The organism is Mycobacterium sp. AZCC_0083, from assembly GCF_014202335.1.
In the GTDB taxonomy this organism is placed as follows: domain Bacteria; phylum Actinomycetota; class Actinomycetes; order Mycobacteriales; family Mycobacteriaceae; genus Mycobacterium.
In genome coordinates this window covers 661,960-678,196 of record NZ_JACHGP010000002.1, presented here as the reverse complement: position 1 = coordinate 678,196, position 16,237 = coordinate 661,960, and the positions used below count along the sequence as shown (strand labels likewise).

Genomic DNA, 16,237 nt, shown 5'->3' with positions numbered 1-16,237 from the left:
TGAAAGGTGCCATGGCACGCTCGATTCACGTCTTCCGCTCACCCGACCGCTTCGTGGCCGGGACTGTCGGGCAGCCAGGAAACCGGACGTTCTACCTGCAGGCCGTGCACGACAAGCGCGTCGTGTCGGTGATGCTGGAGAAACAGCAGGTCGCCGTCCTCGCCGAGCGCATCGCAGCGCTGCTGCTTGAGATCAACCGCCGATTCGGCACCCCGATCCCGCCCGAGGGCGACGTCGGCGATCTGAGCCCGCTGATCATGCCGGTCGACGCCGAGTTCCGGGTGGGCACCATGGGCCTTGGCTGGGATTCCGAGGCCGAAACGGTCGTCGTCGAGCTGCTTGCGGTGTCCGAGACCGAGTTCGACGCGTCCGTCGTGCTCGACGACGCCGAGGACGGCCCCGACGCCGTGCGTGTCTTCCTGTCGCCGGAATCGGCGCGCGAATTTGCGACGCGGTCCAGCCGCGTCATCTCCGCAGGGCGCCCACCGTGCCCGCTGTGCGACGAGCCGCTCGATCCCGATGGCCACATCTGCGTGCGCACCAACGGTTACCTGCGCGGCGCCCTAGGTGGGGCCGACGATGACCCAGAAACCTGACGACGGGGGAGTCGACGGGGAGGTGTTGCGGTGCGGCGATCTGACCGTCCTTGGCCGCATCCGCTCGGCGAGCAACGCCACCTTCCTGTGCGAGGCCCGGCTGGCGGACCGGGAGCTGCACTGCGTCTACAAGCCCGTCGCCGGCGAGGCGCCGCTGTGGGACTTTCCCGAAGGCACGCTGGCCGGGCGCGAGCGGGCCGCGTACCTGGTGTCCGCCGCGCTCGGGTGGAACATCGTGCCCTACACCATCATTCGTGACGGCCCCGCAGGGCCCGGCATGTTGCAGCGGTGGGTGGATCAGCCGGGAGACGCGCTCGACGACGACGAACCCGGAGCGGGGCCCGACCTGATCGACCTGCTGCCGGTCGGCCACGTTCCCTCCGGGTACCTGCCGATCGTGCGGGCCTACGACTACGCGGGTGACGAGGTCATCCTCGTGCACGCCGACGACGCCAGGTTGCGCAGGATGGCCGTCTTCGACGTGCTGATCAACAACGCCGACCGCAAGGGCGGGCACGTCCTCTCCGCCGTCGACGGCAGCGTGTACGGCGTCGACCACGGCGTCAGCCTGCACGCCGACGACAAGCTGCGCACCGTGCTGTGGGGATGGGCGGGCAAGCCCGTGGACGACGAGACGCTCGGGCAGGTGGCCGGTCTGCGCGACGCGCTGCTGAACGGGCTGGCCGACGCGCTGAGCGGGCACATCACCGAACGCGAGATCACCGCGCTCTACGCCAGAGCCGTTGGACTGCTTGATGATCCGGTGATGCCCAGCCCCGACCGGCACCGCCCGATCCCGTGGCCGGCGTTCTAAGCCGTTCGGCGTCGAGGGAAGGGGCACTCCCAGTGGACGGGCGTGTTCTACGCTCGTCGTCATGACCGAACACGATCGGGCCGCCGCCCGCCGCGAGATCACCGATGCCCTCCTGAAGGCGCTCGACCGCAGGCACGAGGTGCTCGACGTGATCGTCGAGGCCGACGACAAGGCCGCCGCCGTCGAGGCGATCTCGACGCTGCTCGAGACGTCACGCCTTGGCGGAGAAGCCGTGATGGCGATGTCGTTCACCCAACTCACCAAGGACTCGCGCCGCAAGATCGCCAACGAGCTCGAGGACCTGAACAAGCAGCTCAGCTTCACTCTCGGCGATCGCCCGGCCAGCTCGGGGGAGAGCCTCGTGCTTCGGCTCTTCTCTGGCGAGGCCGACCGTGACATCTTCGGCGCCCGCACCAGCGACGTCGGCGCCAAGGGCGACGGCTCGGGTGCACCCGCGGGCAACATCGACGACGAGATCAGCGCCGCGCTAGGGCGAGTGTCCGCCGAGGAGGCGGTGTGGTTCGTCGCGGAGGAGGGCAGCGACAAGGTCGGCATGGTCTTCGGTGAGCTCCTCGGCGGCGAGGTCAACGTCCGGATTTGGATTCACCCGGACCACCGCCACCGCGGTTTCGGCACGGCAGCGCTGCGCCGGAGCCGATCGGAGATTGCGGCGTACTTCCCCGCCGTCCCGATGGTCGTCCGCGCGCCCGGTGCCGAGCCCAAGTGACCGAGCCCGCGTGACCGACGCGGCGCTTGCCGCGCAGGTGGCTAGTGAAGCCGGTGAGTTGCTGCTGGCGGTGCGCGAGGAGATCGGTTACTCCGACCCGTACGACCTCGGCGACGAGGGTGATCGCCGCGCCAACACGCTGATTCTGGATCGCCTCAAGGAGGAGCGCCCCGACGACGCGGTGTTGTCCGAGGAGGCCGCCGACGACCTGTCCCGGGTGCGCGCCGACCGCGTGTGGATCGTCGACCCCGTAGACGGCACCAGGGAGTTCTCGTTGCGCGGCCACAGCGATTGGGCCGTGCACATCGCCCTGTGGCAGCGCAGCGGCGGCGCCGACGGCGCCATCACCGATGCCGCGGTCGGCCTGCCTGCCGTCGGCGAGGTGTACCGCACTGACACCGTCGAGCCACCCCCGCCGCGCACGCCGGGCCCGATCCGGATCGCGACGAGCACCAGCCGTCCCCCGACGGTGCTGTGGTACCTGCGCGACATGCTCGACATCGAGCTGATCGGCATCGGATCGGCCGGTGCCAAGGCGATGGCCGTCGTCCGCGGCGACGTCGATGCCTATGTGCACGCGGGCGGACAGTGGGAATGGGACTCCGCCGCGCCGTCGGCCGTGGTGCAGGCGGCCGGGCTGCATGCGTCGCGGCTGGACGGATCGCCGTTGCTTTACAACCGGCGTGATCCGTACCTTCCCGACTTCGTCATGTGCCGTTCGGAGCTGTCCAAGACACTTCTCGACGCGATCCGGTCGCTGTTCTAACCAGACCCCGGGAATGTAATCGGCGTCACCGTTGTCGCATCACTCGATGACGCACCATTTGGAGGACGTTCTGATCGCACACCCTAGAGTCGACGCCATGCAATCGTGGCCGGCGCCGAGCGTCCCGGAGCTTCCCGGGCAGGGCCCTCAATTGCGCCTCTACGACAGCGCCGACCGCCAAGTCCGTCCCGTGTCGGCAGGCCAGACGGCCACCATGTACGTCTGTGGCATCACGCCGTACGACGCCACTCACCTCGGTCACGCGGCCACCTACCTGTCCTTCGACCTGATCTATCGGTTGTGGCTGGACTCGGGGCACGGCGTGCACTACGTGCAGAACGTCACCGACGTCGACGACCCGCTGTTCGAGCGGGCCAACCGGGACGGGGTGGATTGGCGCGAGCTCGGCGACCGGCAGACCCAACTCTTCCGCGAGGACATGACGGCGCTGCGGGTGCTGCCGCCGCACGACTACGTCGCGGCCACCGAGGCCATCGCCGAGGTGGTGGAACTGGTCGAGAAGCTATTGGCCTCCGGTGCCGCCTACGTCGTCGACGACGCCGAGTACCCGGATGTGTACTTTCGCGCCGATGCCACGCCGCAGTTCGGCTACGAGTCGGGCTACGACCGCGACACCATGCTGCGGTTGTTCAGCGAGCGGGGCGGCGACCCGGACCGCGCGGGCAAGGGTGATGAGCTGGACGCGCTGCTGTGGCGCGCCGAGCGGCCCGGCGAGCCCAGCTGGCCGTCGCCATTCGGCCAAGGCCGTCCCGGCTGGCACGTCGAATGCTCCGCGATCGCACTCAGCCGCATCGGCACCGATCTGGACATCCAGGGCGGCGGTAGCGATCTGATCTTCCCGCATCACGAGTTCTCCGCAGCGCACGCCGAATCCGTAACGGGGGAGCGACGATTCGCCCGCCACTACGTGCATTCGGGCATGATCGGCTGGGACGGCCACAAGATGAGCAAGAGCCGCGGCAACCTGGTGCTGGTGTCCCGGCTGCGCGCCGACGGCGTCGAGCCAGCAGCCATCCGGCTCGGCCTGCTGGCCGGGCACTACCGTTCCGACCGGTACTGGAGCGACGCCGTGCTCGCCGAGGCGCAGACCCGGCTGGCGCGCTGGCGGGCTGCGACGACGCTGCCCGCAGGGCCCGACGCCGCCGATGTGATCGCGCGCGTGCGCCAGTACCTTGCCGACGACCTCGACACGCCGAAAGCAATTGCTGCACTGGATGGTTGGAGCACCGACGCGCTCGATTACGGCGGACACGATACCGACGCGCCACGGGCCGTCGCGGCCGCCGTCGACGCATTGCTGGGCATCGCGCTGTAAGCCCAGATCGGCCCGCCGCTGCGTCGGCTGGAGTACGTTTTCGGGCTATGGGTTCTGTGAACGGAAAAGTCGTGCTGATCACCGGAGGCGCGAACGGCATCGGCGCTGAAGTGGCCCGCCGCCTGCACGGCAAGGGCGCCAAGCTGGTGCTGACCGACCTCGATGAAGGCCTGCTCACGGAGGTAGCATCGAGTCTCGGTGGGGGACTCGGCGAGGCCACCACGTTGAAGTGGCCGCGCTCGGCCGCTCGATGAGCGCACGCACCGAGGCGCTGGAAAAGCGTTGATGAGACAGATCGTCGCCGTCGTCGCACTCGTCGTCGGACTGGTCGGGTGCACCAAGACCGAGACGCCGGAGGTGATCAGCTCCGCGCCGCCGCCCAGCCCGGCTGCCGTCACACCCGAGCAGGCGCGCGCCATCGCCAAGGAGGCGTACGTCTACGGCTTCCCGATGGTGGACGACTACCGCGTCATGTACTCCTACTTCGTCAACAAGGAGGATCCGGAATACAAGGGCGGCTGGAACGAGATCCACAACACCTCAAGGGTTTACACGCCCGAGGACACCGCCATCCAGACGCCGAACTCCGACACCCCGTACTCGACGGTCGGCGCCGACCTGCGGGCTGAACCCCTGGTGCTGACCGTCCCGCCCATCGAGCAGGACCGCTACTACTCACTGCAGTTCATCGACGCCTACACCTACGACTTCGACTACGTCGGCAGCCGGACCACCGGCAATGGCGGCGGCAAATACCTACTGGCAGGCCCGAACTGGAAGGGCGCGACGCCCGAGGGCGTCGACAAGGTGATCCGCAGCGATACCGATCTCGCGCTGGTGCTGTACCGCACCCAACTGCTCGGGCCCTCCGACCTGGACAGCGTCAAGAAGATCCAGAACGGCTATCAGGTCACGCCGCTGTCGGTGTACCTGAACCAGCCGGCACCCCCACCAGCCCCGCCCATCGACTTCGTCCCACCGCTGACGCCCGACCAGCAGAAGACGTCGCCGCAGTTCTTCGAGATCATGAACTTCGCGTTGCGATTCGCGCCGGTACTGCCCGCTGAAAAGGCCATGCGGGACCGGTTCGGCACCATCGGGATCGGGCCGGATGGCTCGTTCCACGCCGACGAGCTCACCCCGGAGATGCGGTCGGCGATCGAAGGTGGCATGGCCGACGCCTGGGCGGAGTTCGACGCGCTCAAGAAGGACAAGATCGACACCGGCCAGGTCGGTTCGGCCGACTTGTTCGGCACCGCACAGTATCTGGCGGGCAACTACCTGTACCGGATGGCAGGCGCGGTGCTGGGGATCTACGGCAACAGCAAGGACGAGGCCATCTATCCCGGGGCGTCGTCCGACTCGACTGGGCAACCGCTGACCGGTGCCGACAGGTACACCTACCACTTCGCGTCGGGTCAGCTGCCGCCGGTCAACGCCTTCTGGTCGCTGACCATGTACGAGCTGCCGCAGAGCCTGCTGGTCGCCAACCCGATGAACCGGTATCTGATCAACTCGCCGATGCTGTCCAGTCTGATCAAGGATCCCGACGGAGGAATCACCCTCTACATCCAGAACGAGTCGCCCGGCGCGGACAAGGAGGCCAACTGGCTACCCGCGCCCAAGGGGCCGTTCCAGGTGATCCTGCGGCTGTACTGGCCGAAACCCGATGCGCTGAGCGGTACCTGGAAGGCCCCGCAACCGGTCAGGACCTGACCGCTGCCCGCCGCTCGACGAGTTCGGTGGCCAAGACCACCAGATCGGGTTGGGAGAACTGGATGTAGTGGTCGCTGCCGGTCGCGATCATCTGGGGCGTATCCGGTGCGAGTGCGACGACGTCATGCTGAGCCTGCTCGTAGAGCCGGTTGGTCTCGTCGGCGGGCAGCCCGGGGAAGGACCTCAGCCCGGCGAACGGTTCCGTCTTCGTCAGCACGACCACCGGCACGTTCGGAAATGCCGGCCCGGCAAGCACTTCGGCGACGCTGGCGTCGAGGTCGACGCGTTCGGAGTCGGGGCCGCGCATCGACGCCACCGGCATCTGGTCGGCGGGAGGATTCAGGCCCTGATCGCGGTAGACGGGCCAGCGGGCGCCGAAGAGGACGGGAATGGACGCACTGAAAGCGTCGACGAAGACGACGCCGCGGACCTGGTCCGCGTGGGTCTGGGCATAGGCCCGCGCGATCAGCCCGCCGAGTGAGTGCCCGACCACGACGTAGGGAGCAGGGACCGCGGCGGCGGTCAGCACGTCGTGGAGTTCGGCGACCAGGTCCCGTGCGGTCCTTGGCTGGGCCACCGGTGTGCTCCGGTCGGTCAGCGGGGTGCCATCGACGTAGCGCAACGTGCCGGGCCGGTCGTAGGCGCATACCCGGTGCGCGGCGGACAGCGCGGGGAACACCGGAGGGCCGGTGGCGGACCCGATCAGGCCGAGCACGTCGGATTCGGTCCAGACGTCCGACGAATCGTGGTAACCGGAGATCAGCACGACGGTGGGTTCGCCCGCCTCGGCAGTGCCGTGGCACGTCAGGTAGACGCTGCGCCCGCCGATGTCGACCGAGCGGGCGAAGTCAGCGGAGTCGCCGGCATCCGATGCGCAGGCCGCAACGACGGCCAGCACGGCCAACAGTGCCGCGCAAGAGCGCAGCAGCGCCATCGCTCGGCTCAGCTCCTGAACCCGGGACCGCGGCGGCGCAGGTAACGCTCGAACTCCGCGGCCAGCGCGTCACCGTCGATCTTGCCGAGCGCCTCGGTCATGTCGACCTCGGCGTCGCCGCGCTCCTCGAGCGACTGCACGTACTCGGCGATCTCCTCGTCCTCACCGGTCATCTCGGTGACCGCCAGCTCCCACTCCTCGGCCTCCGTCGGCAGGTTGGCGAGCGGCACCTCGATGTCGAGCACGTCCTCGACGCGCCGGAGCAGTGCGACGGTGGCCTTCGGGTTCGGCGGCTGCGACACGTAGTGCGGAACCGCGGCCCAGAACGTCACCGCGGGGATTCCGGCAGCCACGCAGGCGTCCTGGAACACCCCGGCGATGCCCGTCGGCCCTTCGTAGCGGGTTTCCTCAAGGCCGAAGAACTTGGCCGACTCGGGGGAGTAGGCGGCGCCGGAGACCGGAACGGGCCGGGTGTGCGGCGTGTCGGCCAGCAGTGCCCCGAGGATCACCACGGTGTCCACGTTCAGCTTGTCGGCGATCGCCAGCAGCTCCGCGCAGAACGTCCTCCACCGCATGTTGGGCTCGACGCCGTGCATCAACACGATGTCGCGCTCGCTGCCAGGCGGGCGGCAGTGCGATATGCGCATCGACGGCCACACCAGCTCACGGGTGACGCCGTCGATCTGACGGATCACGGGGCGGTTCACCTGATAGTCGTAATAGGCCTCGTCATCGATCTCCACGAGCGTCTCGGCCTCCCAGATGGCGTCGAGGTGCTCGAGCGCGTCACTGGCGGCGTCACCGGCGTCGTTCCAGCCCTCGAAGGCCGCCACGATGATCGTGTCGTGCAGTTTGGGCAGGTCTGTCACCAGGCCAGCGTAAGCCCTGCGTGGCACACGCGAGCGTCATCTCCACGCGGGTTGGGTTCCGCGGTCACTTGGTGGTGGGCGATGGCGCAATGGGTACCCAGCTGCACGATGCCGACCTCACCCTCGACGACAACCGGCGCTGACGCGGTTGAGACGAAACACGTTCGGCTGCAATCTCGTTAACCTTGGTAACTATGACATTGCCGACAAGATCCCCGAGCTGGTGCTCAAGGGCGCCGCGGTCGCCATGCGGGTCGGGTCGAGCTGGGCGTCCAGATGTCGGGTGACGACGTAGACTTTTCTGGTCGAGAGGCGTTGCAACGGTTAGTTGGGGGGGCCAGTCCCCTTCCGGTATCCGCCACGCTCGGCAGAGTTAAGGACGCCTTCCGTTATGGAAGGACGCACGTGGACGCCCCGGAGCCAAAGATCTTTGAGCCGAACATCCGCCCCGACTGCACCGATGAACTGACGGCTGTTCTCGGTCAGCGGATCATGGTGATCGACGGCGCGATGGGCACGGCGATCCAGCGGGATCGGCCGGACGAGGCCGGTTACCGCGGCGAACGGTTCATGGAATGGCCGACCGCCCTCCAGGGCAACAACGACCTGCTCAATCTGACGCAGCCGCAGATCATCGAGGGAATCCACAGGGAGTACCTCGAGGCGGGCGCCGACATCCTCGAGACCAACACGTTCAACGCCAACTCGGTCTCGCTCGCCGACTACGACTTGGCGGAGCTGGGCTACGAGCTGAACTACGCAGGCGCTGCCCTGGCCCGCACGGTCTGCGACGAGTTCAGCACCCCGGAGAAGCCCCGCTACGTGGCCGGCGCCATCGGGCCGACGACGCGGACTGCGTCGATCTCGCCGGAAGTCAACGACCCCGGAGCCCGCAACGTCTCCTACGACCAGCTGGTCGCCGCCTACCTCGAAGCTGCCAACGGCCTGGTCGACGGTGGTTCCGACCTCCTCATCATCGAGACGATCTTCGACTCGCTGAACGCCAAGGCGGCGGTGTTCGCCCTCGAGACGCTGTTCGAGGACCGCGGACGCCGCTGGCCGGTGATCATATCGGGCACCATCACCGATGCTTCAGGGCGGACGTTGTCCGGGCAGGTCACCGAAGCATTCTGGAACGCGATCAGGCACGCGAAGCCGATCGCGGTCGGCCTCAACTGCGCCCTTGGCGCGCCGGAGATGAGGCCCTACATCGCCGAGATGGCGCGGATCGCGGACACCTACGTCTCCTGCTACCCGAACGCCGGCCTGCCCAACGCCTTCGGCGAGTACGACGAGTCCCCGGAGGCTCAGGCCGGTTACATCGCCGAGTTCGCCGAGGCCGGCCTGGTGAACCTGGTCGGTGGTTGCTGCGGAACGACGCCGGAGCACATCGCCGAGATCGCCAAGGTCGTCGAGGGCGTGCCGCAGCGCGAGCTACCGGCGATCGCGGTGGCCACCCGGCTCTCGGGCCTGGAGCCGCTCAACATCACCGACGACTCCCTGTTCGTGAACATCGGTGAGCGCACCAACATCACCGGCTCCGCCCGGTTCCGCAACCTGATCAAGGCCGACGACTACGACACCGCGCTGTCGGTCGCCCTGCAGCAGGTCGAGGTCGGTGCGCAGGTCATCGACATCAACATGGACGAGGGCATGATCGACGGCATCGCCGCGATGGACCGGTTCACCAAGCTGATCGCGTCCGAGCCGGACATCAGCCGCGTCCCGGTGATGATCGACTCCTCCAAGTGGGACGTCATCGAGGCGGGCCTGAAGAACGTGCAGGGCAAGCCGATCGTCAACTCGATCTCCATGAAGGAGGGCGAGGAGAAGTTCATCCGCGAGGCACGGCTGTGCCGCAAGTACGGCGCCGCCGTCGTCGTGATGGCCTTCGACGAGCAGGGTCAGGCCGACAACCTGGAGCGCCGCAAGGAGATCTGCGGGCGCGCCTACCGGATCCTGACCGAAGAGGTCGGCTTCCCGGCCGAGGACATCATCTTCGACCCGAACTGCTTTGCGCTGGCGACCGGTATCGAGGAGCACGCGACGTACGGGATCGACTTCATCGAGGCCTGCGCCTGGATCAAGGAGAACCTGCCAGGGGTGCACATCTCCGGCGGTATCTCGAACGTGTCGTTCTCGTTCCGGGGCAACAACCCCGTCCGCGAGGCGATCCACGCGGTGTTCCTGTTCCACGCCATCAAGGCCGGCCTGGACATGGGCATCGTCAACGCGGGTGCACTGGTGCCCTACGACTCGATCGACCCCGAATTGCGGGACCGGATCGAGGACGTCGTCCTGAACCGTTGCGAGGACGCGGCCGAGAGGCTTTTGGAGATCGCCGAGCGGTTCAACAGCTCGGAAGGACCCGGTGACGCAAAGGTTGCGGAGTGGCGATCTCTCCCGGTCCGCGAGCGGATCACACACGCGCTGGTCAAGGGCATCGACGCCGACGTCGATGCGGACACCGAGGAGTTGCGGGCCGAGATCGAGGGTGCAGGTGGTCGTCCGATCGAGGTGATCGAGGGCCCGCTGATGGACGGCATGAACGTCGTCGGTGACCTCTTCGGCGCGGGCAAGATGTTCCTTCCCCAGGTCGTGAAGTCGGCTCGGGTGATGAAGAAGGCCGTTGCGTATCTGCTGCCGTTCATCGAGGCGGAGAAGGAAGAGTCTGGCGCTGCAGCTGGGAAAGAGACCAACGGCACGATCATCATGGCGACGGTGAAGGGCGACGTCCACGACATCGGCAAGAACATCGTCGGGGTCGTCTTGCAGTGCAACAACTACGAAGTGATCGACCTCGGGGTGATGGTGCCTGCCCAGAAGATCCTGGACGCGGCGAAGGAGCACGACGCCGACATCATCGGGCTGTCCGGCCTGATCACCCCGTCCCTGGACGAGATGGTCAACTTCGCCGTCGAGATGGAGCGTCAGGGGCTGGAGATCCCGCTGCTGATCGGTGGCGCGACCACCTCGCGCGCTCATACGGCAGTGAAGGTGTCGCCGCGTCGTACCGGTCCGGTGGTCTGGGTGAAGGATGCTTCCCGCTCGGTGCCGGTCGCTGCTGCACTCCTCGACGACAAGCAGCGGCCAGCCCTGCTGGAGGCCACCGAAAAGGACTACGCCGCCCTGCGCGAACGGCACGCCCAGAAGAGCGAGCGGCCGATGCTGACGCTGGAGAAGGCCCGCGCGAACCGGACGCCGATCGAGTGGGACGGCTACACACCGCCGGTGCCCGCGCAAGGTGCGGGAGTACGAGAATTTCTTGACTACGACTTTGCAGAGCTGCGCGAGTACATCGACTGGCAGCCGTTCTTCAACGCCTGGGAGATGAAGGGCCGCTTCCCCGACATCCTCAACAATCCGGTCTCGGGCGAGACTGCCCGCAAGCTGTACGACGACGCCCAGGAGATGCTCGACACGCTGATCAAGGAGAAGTGGCTGACTGCCAACGGCGTGATCGGGTTCTTCCCGGCGAACGCGGTCGGCGACGACGTCGAGGTCTACACCGACGAGACCCGTACCGCGGTGCTGACCAAGCTGCACAACCTGCGCCAGCAGGGCGAGCACCGGGCCGGCATCCCGAACCGGTCGCTCGGCGACTTCATCGCCCCCAAAGAAACGGGCCTCCGGGACTACGTCGGCGCCTTCGCCGTCACCACCGGGCTCGGCAGCCACGACAAGATCGTCGAGTACAAGGCAGCCAACGACGACTACAGCGCGATCCTGCTGGAATCGCTTGCCGACCGGCTGGCAGAGGCATTCGCCGAACGGATGCACCAACGGGTCCGCAAGGAGTTCTGGGGATTCCAACCCGACGAGCAGCTCGACAACGAGGCTCTCATCGGGGAGAAGTACGTGGGAATCCGCCCTGCCCCCGGTTACCCGGCCTGCCCGGAGCACACCGAGAAGACGACGATCTGGGAGTTGATGGACGTCCAAGAGCGGACCGGCATCGAGCTGACCGAGTCGATGGCGATGTGGCCCGGTGCCGCCGTCAGCGGCTGGTACTTCTCGCACCCGCAGTCGCAGTACTTCGTGGTCGGCCGGGTGTCCCAGGACCAGGTCGCCGACTACGCGAAGCGCAAGGGCTGGACCCTGAAGGAAGCCGAACGCTGGCTCGGCCCCAATCTCGCCTACAACCCGGAGGACTGAGCCGAGACGAAGAGCTCGGCGTTTCGCGCCGCCCACTGCGCCACGGACTGGGCCGGCGTCCCGGTCAGTTCGGTCACCAGTGAATTGGCCTGCTGCGGCGCGCTGACACCTTCGGCAAGCAGGTCGAGATACCAGGCCGCCTGCCCGCCCATCCTGGCTTGAAGCGCGGCCTCCGCATCGCCCCGGCTGCACACCTCGAAGGTGACGTCGACCCCGATGCCGACGCCGATCTGGACGGCGATCTGCGCGCGGGTCAGCGCCTGTGGGCCGGTGAGTTCGTAGGACTGGCCGTAGTGCGACGGGTCGGGCTCGACCAACAGCGCGGCGGCCACCCTGGCGATGTCGTCCATCGAGATCGGCGCCGCAACCACGTCCGGGTACGGCTCGCGGACCGTGTGGGTGGCCTTGATGGCCTCCGACCACATGGCGAAGTTCTCCAAGAACTCGCCTGGTCCGAGCTGGGTGTTGACCACGCCGGACGCGGTGATCGCGTCGGAGTGCTCCTGCCAGTGCGCGCTCCCTGAAAGCGCGACGACGTACTCCACGCCTGCCGTCTTGACCAGCTCTAGCGTGGCATCCAACGTCTGCGGCAACGGCGCCAGATACATCCGCTCCACGCCGGCCAGCGCCGCCCTCAGTGACTCCGGATCGCCGAGGTAACCGATCACGGGTGTCACGGTGTCGGGCAGGTTGGCCTTCGCGGGATTCCTGGTCAGAGCGCGGATGTCGTTGGCGCCCAGGTCGATGAGGTGATCGACCACGCGGCGGCCGATGTTCCCGGTGGCGCCGGTCACGAGAATCGTCATGATTTCACGCTAGCGCGGGCCCATGACAGAATTGGGGCGTGCAAGCGGTGCTCTGGGACATGGACGGCACGCTTGTCGACTCCGAAAAGCTCTGGGACGTATCGATGAACGCGCTCTGCGCGCGTCTCGGCGGCGTATTGAGCCCTGAGGCGCGCGAGGCGACGGTGGGCGGTTCGTCGGAGAGCGTCATGAGGGCCGTCTACGCCGAACTCGGTCTTGAGCCGGAGCCTGCGGCGATGGCCGAATCCGCCGACTGGCTGCACGACTACACCGGTGAGCTGTTCGAGACGGGGCTGCCGTGGCTGCCAGGCGCCCAGGAGCTTCTCGAGAAGCTCGTCGCGGCGGGCGTACCGCTGGCTCTGGTCACCAACACCCGGCGCGACCTCACCGAGCGTGCGCTGAACAGCATTGGCCGCCACTATTTCTCGGCGACCGTGTGTGGGGACGAGGTGGTGCATGCCAAGCCCGCGCCCGACCCGTACCTGCGCGCGGCAGAGTTGCTGGGCTTCGACGCGTCGCAGTGTCTTGCGATCGAGGACTCCGTGACGGGCACCGCTGCGGCCGAGGCGGCCGGGGCCCCGGTTCTGGTGGTACCCAACGACGTCGACGTGCCGGGAGGTCCGTACCGCAGGCACGTGAGTTCGCTGAGCGAACTCGACGTCGACGATCTGCGGGGCATCTTCGCGAGCCTCTCCGGCGAGCGCGACGAACAGCTGGCCTGACCCGGAAAACCACGGCCGGGATACGGCCCTACCGCTCCTTCGACTGTGCAATCGTAGGTGTGACACACGTCACGCAGCGCTGCGGAAGGAAGCCTCATGGCCGGTCAGGGTCCACCCGTCGACGACTCCTCGTCGGTAATCAGTGACGAGGACTTCTCGTCAGGCCGCACCGCCATCCGCATCGCCTCGGTTGCCGCACTCGGCGGCCTGCTGTTCGGGTATGACAGCGCGGTCATCAACGGGGCGGTTTCGTCGATTCAGGAAGAATTCGGCATCGGCAACGCCTCGCTCGGTTTCGCGGTGGCCTCGGCGCTGCTTGGCGCGGCCGCAGGCGCCATGACCGCCGGCCGGATCGCCGACCGCATCGGCCGTATCTCGGTCATGAAGATCGCCGCGGTGTTCTTTCTCATCAGTGCCATCGGGACGGGTTTGGCACCGAATGTGTGGTTGGTCGTCATCTTCCGGGTCGTCGGCGGTATCGGCGTCGGTATCGCGTCGGTGATCGCGCCTGCCTACATCGCCGAGACGTCACCACCACGCATCCGCGGCCGACTGGGCTCCTTGCAGCAGTTGGCGATCGTGTCCGGCATCTTCCTTTCGCTGGCCATCGACTACGTGTTGGCGCAGATCGCAGGCGGCGCAGGCGAGGAGCTGTGGCTTGGCATGGAGGCCTGGCGCTGGATGTTCCTGGTGATGGCGGTGCCCGCGCTGGTGTACGGCGGGTTGGCGTTCACCATTCCGGAGTCGCCGCGCTATCTGGTTGCCAGCCACAAGATTCCGGAAGCCCGCAGGGTGCTGAACATGCTGCTCGGCGAGAAGAACCTCGAGATCACTATCACCAGGATCCGGGAGACGCTGGAGCGCGAGGACAAGCCGTCCTGGCATGACCTCCGCAAGCCGACGGGTGGCCTGTACGGCATCGTCTGGGTGGGCGTGGGCCTGTCGGTCTTCCAGCAGTTCGTCGGTATCAACGTGATCTTCTACTACTCCAACGTCCTCTGGGAGGCCGTCGGATTCGACGAGAGCCAGTCGTTCGTCATCACGGTGATCACTTCGGTGGTCAACATCCTCACCACGCTGATCGCGATCGCACTGATCGACAAGGTGGGCCGTAAGCCGCTGCTGCTGGTCGGCTCGACCGGCATGGCGGTGTCGTTGGCGACGATGGCGGTCATCTTCGGTACCGCGGCGGTCGGCGCGGACGGCAAACCGTTCCTCGAGGGCGCCGCAGGACCGATCGCACTCGTCGCCGCCAACGTGTTCGTCGTCGCGTTCGGCATGTCGTGGGGTCCGGTGGTGTGGGTCCTGCTCGGCGAGATGTTCCCGAACCGGATCCGGGCGGCCGCGCTCGGCCTGGCGGCCGCTGGTCAGTGGGCGGCGAACTGGGCGATCACCGTGTCGTTCCCGCAACTGCGCAATCACCTGGGCCTGGCCTACGGGTTCTACGCGTTGTGCGCTGTCCTGTCGTTCGTGTTCGTCTGGCAGTGGGTGCGCGAAACCAAGGGCGTATCGCTTGAGGACATGCACGCCGAGATCCTGCACGACGAACTGCCAAAGGCCAGCACCTAGTCGCTGTGGCGAAACCGCCGTGACTTCGATGCACGGCACGTGGAACAATCGCCTGCCGTGAAGACCTTCGACGCCCTGTTCGCCGAACTGACCGAGCGGGCCCGCACCCGCCCGGAGGGAAGCGGCACCGTCGCCGCCCTCGATGGCGGGGTGCACGGGCTTGGCAAGAAGATCCTCGAAGAGGCCGGCGAGGTATGGCTGGCGGCCGAACACGAGGGCGATGAGGCGCTGGCCGACGAGATCAGCCAGTTGCTGTACTGGACTCAGGTGCTGATGATCTCGCGCGGGCTTTCACTCGACGACGTGTACGCGAAGCTATGAACGATTCTCTTCGCGCAAGCGGCTCATCGACGAACGGCATGCTGCGGGTCGCCGTCCCGAACAAGGGTGCACTGAGCGAATCGGCCGCCGAGATCCTGTCCGAGGCCGGCTACCGTCGCCGAAGCGACCCCAAGGACCTCACGGTCGTCGATCAGGCCAACAACGTCGAATTCTTCTTCCTGCGGCCCAAGGACATTGCGATCTACGTCGGTTCGGGGCAGCTCGACCTCGGGATCACCGGCCGCGATCTGGCGCAGGATTCCGATGCCCCGGTGACCGAACGGTTGGCGCTCGGGTTCGGCTCGGCGAGCTTCCGCTATGCCGCCCCGGCCGGGCAGAGCTGGACCGTCGAGGACCTGGCGGGCAAGCGGATCGCCACCGCGTATCCGCACCTGGTGCGAAAGGACCTGGCGACCCGCGGGATTGAGGCCAACGTCATCCGACTCGACGGGGCGGTGGAGATCTCCATCCAGCTGGGCGTCGCCGATGCCATCGCCGACGTGGTGGGTTCGGGGCGCACGCTGCGACTGCACGACCTGGTGGCGTTCGGTGACTCCCTGTGCGACTCGGAGGCGGTGCTCATCGAGCGGGCCGAGCCCGACCAGGATGGGGCGGCCGCGCGTGACCAACTCGTCGGACGCGTGCAAGGTGTCGTGTTCGGTCAGCAGTACCTGATGCTCGACTATGACTGTCCGCGAACGGTGCTCGACGCCGCGACCGAGGTCACCCCCGGACTCGAGTCGCCCACCATCGCCCCGCTAGCCGATCCGGCCTGGGTTGCGGTGCGGGCCCTGGTACCCCGCAGGGACGTCAACTCGATCATGGACGAGCTAGCGGCGATCGGCGCGAAGGCGATCCTGGCATCCGACATCAGGTTCTGTCGCTTCTGACCGGCTTGGGTGCTAA

Annotated in this window: 14 protein-coding genes and 2 pseudogenes; 13 read left to right on the top strand and 3 right to left on the bottom strand. The window is 67.2% G+C overall.

All coding sequences use genetic code 11. The features are described 5' to 3' along the window. Positions 1–11: 11 nt before the first annotated feature. From HNP02_RS06925 to HNP02_RS06895, 7 genes and pseudogenes are all read left to right on the top strand, one after another. Complete coding sequence (locus HNP02_RS06925; RefSeq protein ID WP_184436412.1) at positions 12–596, top strand: DUF3090 domain-containing protein; 585 nt, start codon at positions 12–14, stop codon at positions 594–596. Continuing rightward, on the top strand, positions 580–1,410 hold the full coding sequence (locus HNP02_RS06920) for an SCO1664 family protein (RefSeq protein ID WP_184436410.1): 831 nt from the start codon (positions 580–582) through the stop codon (positions 1,408–1,410). Before HNP02_RS06925 ends, HNP02_RS06920 begins: the two co-directional genes overlap by 17 nt. 61 nt (positions 1,411–1,471) lie before the next feature. Continuing rightward, the gene (locus HNP02_RS06915) at positions 1,472–2,137 is read left to right on the top strand and encodes a GNAT family N-acetyltransferase (protein WP_184436408.1); all 666 of its coding nucleotides are present in this window, start codon (positions 1,472–1,474) and stop codon (positions 2,135–2,137) included. Between the two features lie 10 nt (positions 2,138–2,147). Continuing rightward, the gene (locus HNP02_RS06910) at positions 2,148–2,903 is read left to right on the top strand and encodes a 3'(2'),5'-bisphosphate nucleotidase CysQ (RefSeq protein WP_309241442.1); all 756 of its coding nucleotides are present in this window, start codon (positions 2,148–2,150) and stop codon (positions 2,901–2,903) included. 97 nt (positions 2,904–3,000) lie between these two features. Next, complete coding sequence (mshC, locus tag HNP02_RS06905) at positions 3,001–4,239, top strand: cysteine--1-D-myo-inosityl 2-amino-2-deoxy-alpha-D-glucopyranoside ligase (RefSeq protein ID WP_184436404.1); 1,239 nt, start codon at positions 3,001–3,003, stop codon at positions 4,237–4,239. 47 nt (positions 4,240–4,286) lie between these two features. After that, a pseudogene (locus HNP02_RS06900) lies at positions 4,287–4,439 on the top strand (SDR family NAD(P)-dependent oxidoreductase); the annotation flags it as partial. 85 nt (positions 4,440–4,524) lie between these two features. Further along, positions 4,525–5,955, top strand: a complete 1,431-nt coding sequence (locus HNP02_RS06895) for a DUF1254 domain-containing protein (RefSeq protein WP_375373641.1) — start codon at positions 4,525–4,527, stop codon at positions 5,953–5,955. On the opposite strand, the gene HNP02_RS06890 is transcribed toward HNP02_RS06895, so the two are convergent. Together HNP02_RS06890 and HNP02_RS06885 are read right to left on the bottom strand one after the other, a co-directional pair. Further along, entirely contained in the window at positions 5,945–6,889 is a 945-nt protein-coding gene (locus tag HNP02_RS06890; protein ID WP_184436400.1) for an alpha/beta fold hydrolase, read from the bottom strand. The two genes, HNP02_RS06895 and HNP02_RS06890, sit on opposite strands and share 11 nt — an antisense overlap. A gap of 8 nt (positions 6,890–6,897) precedes the next feature. Next, the gene (locus HNP02_RS06885; protein WP_184436600.1) at positions 6,898–7,761 is read right to left on the bottom strand and encodes a PAC2 family protein; all 864 of its coding nucleotides are present in this window, start codon (positions 7,759–7,761) and stop codon (positions 6,898–6,900) included. Between the two features lie 86 nt (positions 7,762–7,847). Here HNP02_RS06885 and HNP02_RS43980 point away from each other — a divergent pair. After that, a pseudogene (locus tag HNP02_RS43980) lies at positions 7,848–8,014 on the top strand (homocysteine S-methyltransferase family protein); the annotation flags it as partial. A gap of 236 nt (positions 8,015–8,250) precedes the next feature. Next, positions 8,251–11,913, top strand: coding sequence for a methionine synthase (gene metH / locus HNP02_RS06880; RefSeq protein ID WP_255506305.1), 3,663 nt, complete (start codon positions 8,251–8,253; stop codon positions 11,911–11,913). Here metH and HNP02_RS06875 read toward each other — a convergent pair. After that, positions 11,895–12,719 (bottom strand): SDR family oxidoreductase, encoded by an 825-nt coding sequence (locus HNP02_RS06875; RefSeq protein ID WP_184436389.1) that lies wholly within the window; start codon positions 12,717–12,719, stop codon positions 11,895–11,897. The genes metH and HNP02_RS06875 overlap by 19 nt on opposite strands. A 38-nt stretch (positions 12,720–12,757) precedes the next feature. Here HNP02_RS06875 and HNP02_RS06870 point away from each other — a divergent pair, with 38 nt between their 5' ends. The 4 genes from HNP02_RS06870 to hisG all read left to right on the top strand — a co-directional run bounded on the left by HNP02_RS06870 (position 12,758) and on the right by hisG (position 16,221). Then, positions 12,758–13,441 carry an HAD family phosphatase gene (locus HNP02_RS06870; RefSeq protein ID WP_184436387.1) on the top strand — a complete coding sequence of 228 codons (684 nt, stop codon included), beginning with the start codon at positions 12,758–12,760 and terminating at the stop codon, positions 13,439–13,441. A 96-nt stretch (positions 13,442–13,537) separates the two neighbouring features. After that, positions 13,538–15,010 (top strand): sugar porter family MFS transporter, encoded by a 1,473-nt coding sequence (locus HNP02_RS06865; protein ID WP_184436385.1) that lies wholly within the window; start codon positions 13,538–13,540, stop codon positions 15,008–15,010. A 39-nt stretch (positions 15,011–15,049) separates the two neighbouring features. Next, entirely contained in the window at positions 15,050–15,331 is a 282-nt protein-coding gene (locus HNP02_RS06860) for a phosphoribosyl-ATP diphosphatase (protein WP_184436383.1), read from the top strand. Positions 15,332–15,369: 38 nt separating this feature from the next. Continuing rightward, positions 15,370–16,221, top strand: a complete 852-nt coding sequence (hisG, locus tag HNP02_RS06855; RefSeq protein WP_184436598.1) for an ATP phosphoribosyltransferase — start codon at positions 15,370–15,372, stop codon at positions 16,219–16,221. Positions 16,222–16,237: the final 16 nt, after the last annotated feature.

Coding starts and splice junctions, on each gene's coding strand:
- HNP02_RS06925 (WP_184436412.1), top strand. CDS start 12: ATGGCACGCTCGATTCACGTCTTCCGCTCACCCGACCGCTTCGTGGCC.
- HNP02_RS06920 (WP_184436410.1), top strand. CDS start 580: ATGACCCAGAAACCTGACGACGGGGGAGTCGACGGGGAGGTGTTGCGG.
- HNP02_RS06915 (WP_184436408.1), top strand. CDS start 1,472: ATGACCGAACACGATCGGGCCGCCGCCCGCCGCGAGATCACCGATGCC.
- mshC (WP_184436404.1), top strand. CDS start 3,001: ATGCAATCGTGGCCGGCGCCGAGCGTCCCGGAGCTTCCCGGGCAGGGC.
- HNP02_RS06895 (WP_375373641.1), top strand. CDS start 4,525: ATGAGACAGATCGTCGCCGTCGTCGCACTCGTCGTCGGACTGGTCGGG.
- HNP02_RS06890 (WP_184436400.1), bottom strand. CDS start 6,889: ATGGCGCTGCTGCGCTCTTGCGCGGCACTGTTGGCCGTGCTGGCCGTC.
- metH (WP_255506305.1), top strand. CDS start 8,251: ATGGTGATCGACGGCGCGATGGGCACGGCGATCCAGCGGGATCGGCCG.
- HNP02_RS06875 (WP_184436389.1), bottom strand. CDS start 12,719: ATGACGATTCTCGTGACCGGCGCCACCGGGAACATCGGCCGCCGCGTG.
- HNP02_RS06865 (WP_184436385.1), top strand. CDS start 13,538: ATGGCCGGTCAGGGTCCACCCGTCGACGACTCCTCGTCGGTAATCAGT.
- hisG (WP_184436598.1), top strand. CDS start 15,370: ATGCTGCGGGTCGCCGTCCCGAACAAGGGTGCACTGAGCGAATCGGCC.